The sequence below is a fragment of the Flavobacterium frigidum genome, from assembly GCF_048286735.1.
Lineage (GTDB): Bacteria > Bacteroidota > Bacteroidia > Flavobacteriales > Flavobacteriaceae > Flavobacterium.
The window spans coordinates 1-2,333 of the sequence record NZ_JBLVPU010000045.1 but is presented as its reverse complement, the minus strand read 5'-3'; the positions used below and the strand labels follow the sequence as shown (position 1 = coordinate 2,333).

At 31.4% G+C, this 2,333-nt stretch carries 4 protein-coding genes; 2 read left to right on the top strand and 2 right to left on the bottom strand.

What is annotated here, in order from left to right; all coding sequences use genetic code 11:
* Both ACNQGO_RS15330 and ACNQGO_RS15325 read left to right on the top strand, forming a co-directional pair.
* Positions 1 to 842, top strand: an 842-nt coding sequence (locus tag ACNQGO_RS15330) for a replication initiation protein (RefSeq protein ID WP_417985810.1), incomplete at its 5' end; no start/stop codon positions are given.
* Between the two features lies 1 nt (position 843).
* Positions 844 to 1,326 (top strand): hypothetical protein, encoded by a 483-nt coding sequence (locus ACNQGO_RS15325; RefSeq protein ID WP_417947582.1) that lies wholly within the window; start codon positions 844 to 846, stop codon positions 1,324 to 1,326.
* 419 nt (positions 1,327 to 1,745) lie between these two features.
* On the opposite strand, the gene ACNQGO_RS15320 is transcribed toward ACNQGO_RS15325, so the two are convergent.
* The gene (locus ACNQGO_RS15320) at positions 1,746 to 2,006 is read right to left on the bottom strand and encodes a Txe/YoeB family addiction module toxin (protein WP_417985809.1); all 261 of its coding nucleotides are present in this window, start codon (positions 2,004 to 2,006) and stop codon (positions 1,746 to 1,748) included.
* Complete coding sequence (locus ACNQGO_RS15315) at positions 1,997 to 2,233, bottom strand: type II toxin-antitoxin system Phd/YefM family antitoxin (RefSeq protein ID WP_417947578.1); 237 nt, start codon at positions 2,231 to 2,233, stop codon at positions 1,997 to 1,999. Before ACNQGO_RS15315 ends, ACNQGO_RS15320 begins: the two co-directional genes overlap by 10 nt.
* Positions 2,234 to 2,333 lie beyond the last annotated feature (100 nt).

Genomic DNA, 2,333 nt, shown 5'->3' with positions numbered 1-2,333 from the left:
AAAAGGGATTGGTTTCTTTGCGTTTACGCTCTTTTGAATATCAAAATGAATATGCAGGGGATTTAGAACTTGACGAATGGCTTATTGTTGGTTTTATAAATTATGCCGAAATAAAAAAAGGGGTTGCAGAGGTTCAGGTCTCTAAAAAATTAATTCCTTATCTCGTTGAATTAACCCAACAATATACCGAATATTCCCTTACTGTGGCTATGTCTTTGAGGAGTAAATGGTCACAACGGATATATGAAATTTGTTCGCAATGGCGTTCAGCTGGAGGTTTTAGAATTTCCATAAAAGATTTGCGAGAACAATTTATGCTAGAAGCTAAATACTCCGAATATGCAGCTCTTAAAGAAAGGGTGCTGCAAATAGCTCACAAAGAACTCAAGACACTGTATGATGCTGGTCAATGTGATTTGTATTTTGAATATTCAGAAGAAAAAAAAGGACGATCAGTCGAAAGTTTACGGTTTAAAGTAATTTCAAGAGAAGGTTTAAATGCTCCTAATAACATTGATTTACTTCGCAAAATATTAATTATTCTACAAGAATTATTTGAAGTAACTAAGAAGAAAAAAAACGCTGATTACATCTCCAAAGTAATCTCTAAACTCCAAAAATCACCCGATTTAATACCTCATGCCCATAAGCGTATTACGGAAATTCTTGCTGGTGGCATTTCTGAGCCCACTCGCTTAATTAGGTTTGTTTTAGACGAAGATATTTTGAAAGGTGTCGAGAAACCTGTAAAACAAGAAAAAGTAGCTAAAAACGAAGAAAAAGAGGATGTAACTAGTGTTATGGGGCAACTTTCAAAATTAGCAAATAACAAAACTGTTTAAAATGGCTGAAAATAGAATTTGGTTTAGTACGGTTCAAGTTGCGTTTATTCTAAACACAACCGACCGAACCATTAGAACAAGAGCAAAGAACCATATTCACGATAGTGAAATGGTTGTTTTAAAAGGCAAAACTTATGAGTTGTCCGATTTGTTTGTGTCTCTCTATCGGAAGCTATCGGAAGTTATCGGAAGCGATGATACAGAGGAGGAAAATGATGTAATAAAAGAGCTAAAACAAGAGATTGATAACGGCAATCACGTTGAAGTATTTACTCCAGAAGAATACGTTTTGTTTGAAAATACTCTTAAAGATTATTCTACTAAAGAGTTAGAAATAAAAGAATTAGGTACTAAAATGAAATATCTTGATAAGGAGATAGTAGGATTAGTCCAGGATAAAATATTTCTTCAATCGCAGTTAGATAAAACAAAGGATGCTTTAACCCAAAATCAATGGATTTTAGCCAAATATCTAAACCAATAATCCGACTTATCGGAAGCTATCGGAAGTTATAATATTGCCCTCTATTTTTATAAAAGGTTTTTTCTGCAGCTCAAAAAACTTTTTATAAAAATGAGGATAGCGAAGCGATTTTTTAGATAATTAAATGGAGTGCGTTTTTAACTCTTATTCTACTTAAAGTAGGAACGATTAGTAAATTTTTTAGTAAATAAATTTTACTTAAAAAATTGAAAAATAGGTGTTTACAAAAAACGAAACGGAAAATTACTAAAATTATTACTACTTTAAGTAGAATGACAAAAAACAAAACAATTGAAAATCAGCACTTTATATTTAGAATTACGATTTATCGTCGTTCCCTCTTGCTTCCTCTAACTTTCAACCTAAAAAGTCCTAAAAATCCAATTTTGAAGCTTCAAAAAAAAGTCCAAAAAAGAAGCCTAATAATGCCCTCTTAAAGATTGGATCTCTATTGTGTTATTTTCCTTAATCTCGTAAACTATTCTATGCTCTTGATTTATTCTTCTTGACCAGGAACCGGATAAATTATGTTTTAATTGTTCCGGCTTTCCAATTCCTTCAGTTGGATTGTCTTGTATAGCGATAATTAGATTTTTAATTTTATTTTGAATCCCTTTATCTCCTGATTTTTTCCAATAAGCAATATCTTCTAAAGCTTCATCGGTATAACCTATTTCCATAAATCCTCTGTTTTAATAATAGTAACTCTACCTTGTTTAGAATCTTCTCTAGCTCTCATAATTTTGGCTACAAATTCTGGATTGTATGGCTCGTCCTCCATTTCTTCAATTGGCACAATAGCGTATGTTTTACCTTTTCCCCTGTGGATTAGTAATTTTTCTTCTTGTGCTAAATCGAGATATTTTTTGATATTTCCTCTAAATTCGGATACGCTAATTGTTTTCATAATTATATTTTTTACAAATGTACATAATTATGTACATATAAAAAAATAGGTAGAATTTGTATTGCTAATGAAATCAATTTTGAAATGACTTTTAGCCTTA

Bases quoted from the DNA above. Each gene is read 5' to 3' on its own strand.
- ACNQGO_RS15325 (WP_417947582.1), top strand. From the start codon at position 844: ATGGCTGAAAATAGAATTTGGTTTAGTACGGTTCAAGTTGCGTTTATT.
- ACNQGO_RS15320 (WP_417985809.1), bottom strand. From the start codon at position 2,006: ATGGAAATAGGTTATACCGATGAAGCTTTAGAAGATATTGCTTATTGG.
- ACNQGO_RS15315 (WP_417947578.1), bottom strand. From the start codon at position 2,233: ATGAAAACAATTAGCGTATCCGAATTTAGAGGAAATATCAAAAAATAT.